Source organism: Paenibacillus wynnii (assembly GCF_030812855.1).
Classification (GTDB): Bacteria; Bacillota; Bacilli; order Paenibacillales; family Paenibacillaceae; genus Paenibacillus_AQ; species Paenibacillus_AQ wynnii_A.
Map to the genome: position 1 here is coordinate 1 of NZ_JAUSTK010000056.1, position 8,181 is coordinate 8,181.

Here is an 8,181-nt window from a genome sequence, read left to right on the forward strand (position 1 = left end):
TGGATTGAGTAGTGAAAACAAATCATAATTATACATTTTTAGTAATTTATTTAAACTATATTTTTCATGTCAGCATTTGTGCATGTCTAGTGCAGTTTGTGCAATTAAAATCACTGTATAAAGATTAAAAGCCACTTAATTGTACTTAGTGCAGCTATTTGGCAGGAAAAGGCCATAAAACAGGTGAATCTTAACTTTTAGTTGTAGAAACTGCAGTTATTAGTGAAATATAGCTTAAATCAAACCAAATAGGTGTATAAAATACAACTAAAAAGTTGTCTCATATCTCTAACGTTACTTTACAAATCGTCAAACCCGTTATCATCGCCGACCTTGCCGTAGTTTCGCGACTTGGCTTCGAAGAAATCAGTTTTAGTCGCATTCAGTGCATCATCCGAGAAAGGCTTGATCCACGGCATGCAGTTTACATCCACACCCGCATAAGCTTTTTCCATGCCCATCAGAGTAAGGCGTTTGTTCGCGGTATATTTGATATAATCGCCAAGCTCATTCAGGTCGATTCCCCGAACATTGGTCAGGGTGTAATGCGCCCAGTTGGTCTCGAGCTCCACTGCACGGTCGATGGTGCGATACACGTAATCCATGTTCTCTTTGGTATTCAGTTCCGGGAAATCAACCAGTAATTGTTTGAATACTTCAGCAAAAAAATAGCAGTGCTGGTTCTCATCACGTTGAATGTAGGAGATCATCTGGCTGGTTGCCATCATTTTCTGGTCACGGGCCAGATTGTAGAAGAAGGCAAAGGTGCTGTAAAAGAAAATCCCCTCAAGAATTAAATCGGCTACCAATGCGTGGAAGAACGTCTGTTTTGTAGGATTGTCGCGGAATTCCTGATAGATCTCCGAGATGAATTGGTTGCGCTCCAGAAGTACCGGATCTTTTTTCCAATATTCAAAAATCTCCTTCTGCTCACTATCCGACACGATTGAGGAGAGGACATACGAATAGGACTGGTTATGCACAACCTCTTGCTGACCGATAATCGCCGAAATAGCCTCCAATGAAGAGTCGGTAAAATATCGCTTCACATCGCCCACGAACATCGTCTGCATCGAATCCAGCACCGCCAACAGCGAAATGTTGATCTTGAATACGCGCCGCTCCTCTTCATCGAGGATCTGGAATTGCTGCGCATCCTTGGACATTGGAATCTCATCAGCGATCCAGTGATTGAGCAGCAGTACTTTGTACAGCTTATACATATGCGGCATACGAATATCGTTCCAGTTCAGAATGCCCGAGCATTCCCCGTCGATGATGCGTGTGGATTGGTTAGGGGCTTCTGTATTAAAAATCTTTTGTAGTAGCATTTGTCTTTTTCTCCTCCTTGGTTTGCGAAGCTAATCTTTCTGTTGTGACTTGCTTATAGAAAATGGCGGTTATAGTAACGGAGAGGAATTTTGGAACTGGAGGAGCGTTAGCGACCGCCCGAAAGCTTTCCGTAGGAAAGCTCGCTTCGAAAGCATAAGCTGTCTCCGGATTTTATCCGCTAAAAGCGGTATAAATCAAAAAATCTGGAGACAACAGCGGCCGGAAGTCCAACATTCAGCGCAGTTACGACAAAATCGCCATGCTCTATTTCACGGCACTAAGACAACTTAGCTAGCGCAAGACTCACACTCTTCGATCGTAAGCGCCCGACTCCGCACATAATAGGTCGATTTCATGCCGCCCTTCCAGGCGTTGAGATGCAGCTCCAGAAAATCGGTGGCCTTTATGTCTGGCTGCACGTACAGGTTGAAGCTTTGCCCCTGGTCAACGTGGCGCTGGCGGGCGGATGCCATGCGGATTGACCAGTTTTGGTCAATCGTGAAGGCCGTTTTATAATACCAGATCGTCTTCTCGGACAGATCCGGTGCAGGATTAGCAATCTTGTAAGTGGTCTTCTCCTCGTAGGAGAGCAGCTCATAGAGCGGGTCAATACTCGCTGTGGAGCCGGCGATGATCGAAGTAGATCCATTCGGCGCAATGGCGAACATCCACGCGTTACGAACGCCGTCTTGAGCGACCTCTTGCTGAAGCTGACGCCATTGTTCCGTAGTTACGTACTTGCCTTCCTGCTCACCGCTGAGGTAGCCGCGTGAAGTGAAGTAAGCACCCGTCTCCCAATCGGAGCCGGCGAATTTCGGATAACGTCCTTTCTCACGGGCCAACTCCATGCTGGAACGAACGAGCAAATAGTTAATGTGTTCATACAGGTGGTTGTTGAACTCAACAGCTTCCTCAGACTCCCAGCGGATACCCTTCAGCGCGAGTAAATGATGCAGGCCGAATGTGCCAAGGCCGACAGCGCGGTATTGGCTGTTGGTGTACTGTGCTTGAAGTACTTCTATATTATTAATGTCGATTACGTTATCGAGCATACGAACCTGAATCGGCACAAGACGCTCCAGAACACCAGCTGGAATGGCGCGTGCTAAATGTATGGAGTTCAGGTTGCAGACCACGAAGTCTCCAGGGATTTTGGAGATAACAATCCGGGTTTGGCCGTCTTTGGTCACAAGCTCTTCTGTTTCGACAACGGTAGCCGATTGATTCTGCATGATTTCTGTACAGAGGTTGGAGGAGAATACCATACCTTCATGGCGGTTCGGGTTGGCACGGTTAACGGTATCTCGATAGAACATATACGGTGTACCCGTCTCCAGTTGCGATTTCATAATTCGTTTCATGATATCAATGGCAGGGACCGTGATGCGTGACAGGTCCAGATTAGCAGTTGCCTCAGCATATTTTTCACGGAAGGCGCCTTGTCCAAGTTCCTCATCGTAAAAGTCCTCAAGTCCAAGAGGGCGGCCGTTGGCATCCTTCCAGCCCATCACCTTTTTGATTTCATGCGGGCAGAAGAGGTTCCAGTGTCCCCGTGACTCTACCGCTTCCATGAACAGGTCGGGCAGGCATACGCCGTGGAATACATCATGGGCACGCATACGCTCGTCACCGTTGTTCAACTTGAGGTCGAGGAAGGCAAGGATATCCTTGTGGAATACGTCCAGATAGACCGCAATGGCACCTTTTCGTGTTCCAAGCTGGTCTACGCTGACTGCCGTATTGTTCAACTGGCGAATCCATGGGATGACGCCGGAGCTGGTATTTTTATGTCCGCGGATATCGGAGCCGCGGGCCCGGATTTTGCCAAGGTATACGCCGATGCCGCCGCCCATTTTGCTAAGACGGGCTACGTCCGTATTGGAATCGAAAATACCTTCCAGCGAGTCGTCCACGGTGTCGATGAAGCAGCTGGAGAGCTGTCCGGCCACTTTTTTACCGGCATTGGACATGGTCGGGGTAGCCGCCGTCATATAAATGTTGCTCATTGCCCAGTAAGCTTCTTTAACAAGCTCCATACGTTTCTCCGCAGGCTCACGGTGCATCAGGTACATGGCTATAATCATATAACGTTCTTGCGGGAGCTCCATGACGCGTCCATCGAAATCATGTGCCAAATAACGATCAGACAAAGTTAGCAGGCCGATATAATCGAACAGCAGGTCGCGCGTATAATCAATGCTGTGTTCCAGCTCGATAATTTGCTCTTTCGTGTAGAAGGTCAACAATTCCTCGCGGTAAATCCCCTTTTTCACCAAATCAACGATCAGCGGGTACAGCTCACCGTAAGGTTCTTCTGGATACGCTTTGTAGCGGCGGTTAACCGCAGCTTTTTTATAGAGAGAGGTTAGAAGAGAACGTGCAGCCGCAAACTTCCAGTCTGGTTCTTCCTTCGTTACCAGCTCCAGGGCACTCATGGTAAAGGCACTGCTGATTTCCTCTCCGCTGACTTCTTCACGGCGTAATTTGGATTGTACACCGCGAAGCAGTGTTTCTTTGCTAAGCTGGTCCAGATCCTTCAAAATTCGGTCGGCATAGACGGAGAGACGGATTTCATCAAAAGCCAGTTGGCGGTTATCCGGTTTTACTACGAGTTGAGGCATTGTTCATCTTCCCTTCTAGGATAGAGTAAATTTTCAATATCAAAAATTGATGTATTAAAGCGCAGAAGGCTGCCAAAGAACAACCTCAGGACCGGTTAAACTTACGGCAACGTCAATAATTCGCTGATTGGTGCTTCCCCGATAGGGAAGGGTAGTATCTTTTAAATCCTCCACAAAACGTCCGTCGATGAGTACCTGACACTGCTGTAGCAGTTGGTATTCAGGGGATCCGGGAATAGCTGTAATTTCTTCATAGGTGTATCCGCTGTAAATCCAGACAGGGAAGCCTGGAAGTGTGGCTCGAAGTTCATTGATGAACCCCGCAGCCTCACCAGCTGAAAAGAAAGGATCGCCGCCCGCCAGTGTCAAACCATCAAGCAGCGGATTTGCGGCAATCTCCCCAATGATTTCTTGCTGACGTTCAGGGGTAAATACATCGCCAAAGTTAAAATTCCATGTCTCGGGATTGAAGCAGCCCGGGCAACGGTGTCGGCAGCCGCTGAGGAAGATGACGGCACGCATGCCCTCTCCCTCATTAATGGACTCCGGATAATAGCCGCAAATATTCATAGATGCTTAATCCGATCTCTAACTTCTGCCTGTTTGGCGGCATTGAAGCGGGTCTGATAATCACCGGTCAAATAACCGGTTACCCGGCGCAGCCGACGGATGTGTACTTCACTCTCATGACTATGGCAGGAAGGACAGTTTGTACCGATTACACCTTCATATCCGCATCCCGAGCAGCGGTCTATCGGGTGGTTAATGCTGAAGTAGCTAACTTGCTGCTCTAGAGCGTATTTAATAATTTTGACAAAAGCAGACGGGTTGCTGCGGGCATTACCGTTTAACTCTACATAAGAGATCGCGCCAGCGTTGCAGAGCTCATGGAAAGGAGCTTCCAGACTGATTTTTTGGGCAGCGCCCAGGTTGTAATAAACAGGGATATGAAAAGAATTTGTATAATATTCCCGATCCGTGATGCCCGGGATAGCTCCTAGACTTTTACGGTCAATCTTCGTGAATTTACCCGACAAGCCTTCTGCCGGCGTAGCGAACAAGGTGATGTTGAGGTTCAATTCATCACTCTTTCGGTCGCAATATTCGCGCATATGACGCACGATAGCCACTGCTTTGGCGTGAACTTCCATATCCTCGCCATGGTGTTTACCATACATCGCCTTCATACACTCAGCCATCCCAATGAAACCCAGTGACAGACTGCCGTGCTTCAAAAGCTCGCCTACACTTTCCTCGGGATGCAGCTGTTCGCCGCCCTCCCAGACACCCTCACGCATCATGAAATCGGACGCTTTGGCTTTCTGGGCGGATTGAATGCGGAAACGGTGCAGGAGCCCCTCTAAAGCAATATCCATATAATGAGTAAGATCATCATAGAAGCCGTCTTCATCAGCTGCGGTGCGGCGGCCTGTTGCTATGCCGTAGTCCAAACCGAGCCGGACCAGGTTCAATGTATTGAAAGACAGGTTGCCTTTGCCGGAGCAGTGATCACGGCCGAAGCGGTCACCCAGCACGCGGGTACGGCAGCCCATGGTAGCAAATTCTGTATCAGGATTCGTCGGATCATAATACTGCATATTGAGCGGTGCATCTAGATTAGCGAAGTTAGGATACAGTCTGCGGGCGGAGCACTCAGCAGCTTTCAAGAACAGATCATAGTTGGGATCGCCCTGCTGCTGGTTCACACCCTGCTTGCATTTGAAAATCTGAATCGGGAACACCGGCGTTTCGCCACTTCCAAGTCCGTTCATAGTAGCTGTCAGCAAAGAGCTGATAACGAGCTGACCTTCAGGAGTAGTGCAGGTTCCGTAGTTGATACTTGTAAAAGGAATTTGTCCACCGGATCGGCTGGACATCGTATTTAGGTTATGTATCATACTTTCAGCAGCCTGCAGTGTTTCGCTTTCTGTTTCCTTCAACGCATAGCGGAAGGCTCTTGGGTACTGCTCAGCAAGATCCGTCCGGCTCATCGTAATTTCACCGAGATGCTCGCCAGCTTGTCCTTCTTCGAAGTATCCGAGACCCTTACGGAACAGCTTGGCGAAGGATTTGGTTACATAAGGGGCCAGATCATAATCTATTTTATTCGCGGATACACCGCCGTATTGGGCATTTTGCTGGGATTGAAAAATAATCGCCACCAGCGACATCGCTGTCATAATGGAATTCGGAGGACGGACGCTGCCGTTGCCGGTATTGAAGCCTTCGCGCAGAAGTCGTTCAAACGGAATGAATATACAATTGGTTGTCCCAATGGCATATTGATCCAGGTCGTGGACATATACTACGTTATCCTCAATGGCTTGAACAAGCTGTGGAGGCATGGTGAAGTTGCGAGCATACCACTTGGAATACTCACTGCCGAACTTGCTCATTTTACCGGAAAAGCTTTCCCCGTTCAAATTGGCATTCTCACGCAGCAGATCCAGGTCCAGACTCTCGATAATATCCCGTCCCAGACTGATTACTTCCTCCAGCAAAACTCCCTTAGTCTCGTTCACAGCGTTGTATCGCTTATCCAGCAACGTCATTGTACCGTTCTCCTCTCGATATTAAAAAAGCATTTCCTGCCGGATGGCAGAAAATGCCCGTATGCGTAACGTAACTATCCCACCTGGATATTTACAGAGTCTATTTATGTAAGACGCATGCGGACACCGTCCCTGTTCATCGCAGGTTAGTTATAGATGGTGTCGTCGAGACAGGCAGGTCTCCTGGCTTCCGGTTTATCTCTCCTTGATGCCTTCCCGAAGGACAGTTTGTCGCCCTCAGTGGCTTATGTTGGAGATCGTCCGCGGCTCTAGCTTGTACCAGTCGCGGGCATCCGGTTAACAGTGGCGGGACCGCAGCGGAATCTCACCGCACTTCCCTATTAAGCTTGAACTAATAGACATATAAAGATCCAAAATAAGCTGTGAAACTTATCATTTTATCTTTATGTCAAAAAAAGCTCAAAGCGCCTGTCTCTACTATATTTTGTTGTCGTTACATAAAAATAACCCAAGATGTTGTGTTTGTAAACATTTTTTTAGCAAACCCATACGGGGGGCGGCTTCCCAACAAGTACTCCACAAACCATCCACAGCTAGTCCACAGGTAATCCACAATTGATCCACAAATATGCCGAAAATGATTCATAAATCATCCCCAAATACGCCGCAAATCGTCCATAATTACTGTGAGCGTGGTACTGGGCTTTAGCCTTAGAAGTAATCAAGTGTGAATGTAGAGAAGATACAACAGGCCTATGTTTGTGGGGCGAGGGTGGAGTTGCTACAATAGAAGAAAGATAGATACAAAGGTCGTATATGCTCTTATAAACTTTAAGGAGGTATTCCGATGGCTATTGCTGAAGTATCGGTCATTCCGATTGGAACAGGCAGTACAAGCCTCAGCAGCTATGTTGCGGATATGCAGCGTGTGCTGGAGACAGTAGAGGGTGTAACCTATGAGCTCACTTCTATGGGGACGATTATCGAAGGCCCGTTGGGACGGATTCTCGCAGCAGTAGAGGCTCTGCATGAATCTCCATTCACGGGTGGTGCACAGCGTGTATCGACATCTGTTAAAATAGACGACCGCCGCGACAAAAGCTCGACCAGCAAGGGGAAACTTGAGTCTGTGGAACGCAAGCTTCTAGGGAACTAAACACCTCAGGCACAAATCCAACTATTTAGGAGTGGGACTTTCATGGCGACAAAAGTACAACAGGTAGGCATTCAAATGTATACTCTTCGGGACCAGACTGAAAAGGACTTTCTAGGTACCTTGCGCAAAGTAGCTGATATTGGCTATGAAGCGGTGGAGTTTGCGGGTTATTTTGGCGTATCTGCTAAGGAATTGCGTACAACCCTTGATGATCTTGGATTAGCCGCTCCGTCTGCGCACGTTGGTCTTGATTTCAGCAGTCTGGACAATATGCAAACGGCATTATCCCGAGAAATTGAATATGCCCAAGAGCTTGGACTTCAATATATAATCACACCGGGATCTCCTGTGCCGGCCAACCCTTCCTTAGAGGATGTAACTTTACTGATTCCCTTTTTTGAAAAGGCTTCCGAGATGGTTCGAGTAGCAGGCCTCAAATATGGCTATCACAACCATGACTTTGAATGTCAACTACCCACCACTTAAACGGTAAAACGTTATGAAGTGGGGGCTTGAAAAAGCCCTAGCTGTCTAGCCTTAGCTTTAAGCTACGTTGGGC

Annotated in this window: 6 protein-coding genes and 1 riboswitch; of the genes, 2 read left to right on the forward strand and 4 right to left on the reverse strand. The window is 47.9% G+C overall.

Going from position 1 to position 8,181, the window contains the following annotated elements:
* Positions 1 to 299: 299 nt before the first annotated feature.
* The 4 genes from J2T20_RS25600 to J2T20_RS25615 form a co-directional block, all read right to left on the reverse strand.
* A complete protein-coding gene (locus tag J2T20_RS25600; RefSeq protein WP_307592820.1) occupies positions 300 to 1,331 on the reverse strand; it encodes a ribonucleotide-diphosphate reductase subunit beta in 1,032 nt (343 codons plus the stop codon).
* Positions 1,332 to 1,619: 288 nt separating this feature from the next.
* Positions 1,620 to 3,953 (reverse strand): ribonucleoside-diphosphate reductase subunit alpha, encoded by a 2,334-nt coding sequence (locus J2T20_RS25605; protein WP_307592823.1) that lies wholly within the window; start codon positions 3,951 to 3,953, stop codon positions 1,620 to 1,622.
* 54 nt (positions 3,954 to 4,007) lie between these two features.
* Positions 4,008 to 4,523 (reverse strand): anaerobic ribonucleoside-triphosphate reductase activating protein, encoded by a 516-nt coding sequence (gene nrdG, locus J2T20_RS25610; RefSeq protein WP_307592825.1) that lies wholly within the window; start codon positions 4,521 to 4,523, stop codon positions 4,008 to 4,010.
* Positions 4,520 to 6,505 carry an anaerobic ribonucleoside triphosphate reductase gene (locus tag J2T20_RS25615; protein WP_307592827.1) on the reverse strand — a complete coding sequence of 662 codons (1,986 nt, stop codon included), beginning with the start codon at positions 6,503 to 6,505 and terminating at the stop codon, positions 4,520 to 4,522. Before J2T20_RS25615 ends, nrdG begins: the two co-directional genes overlap by 4 nt.
* 156 nt (positions 6,506 to 6,661) lie before the next feature.
* A riboswitch (cobalamin riboswitch) is annotated at positions 6,662 to 6,885 on the reverse strand.
* Positions 6,886 to 7,313: 428 nt separating this feature from the next.
* Between J2T20_RS25615 and J2T20_RS25620 the strand changes: the two genes are divergently transcribed.
* Both J2T20_RS25620 and J2T20_RS25625 read left to right on the forward strand, forming a co-directional pair.
* Entirely contained in the window at positions 7,314 to 7,622 is a 309-nt protein-coding gene (locus J2T20_RS25620) for an MTH1187 family thiamine-binding protein (protein WP_307592829.1), read from the forward strand.
* A 42-nt stretch (positions 7,623 to 7,664) separates the two neighbouring features.
* The gene (locus tag J2T20_RS25625) at positions 7,665 to 8,108 is read left to right on the forward strand and encodes a sugar phosphate isomerase/epimerase family protein (RefSeq protein WP_307592831.1); all 444 of its coding nucleotides are present in this window, start codon (positions 7,665 to 7,667) and stop codon (positions 8,106 to 8,108) included.
* Positions 8,109 to 8,181 lie beyond the last annotated feature (73 nt).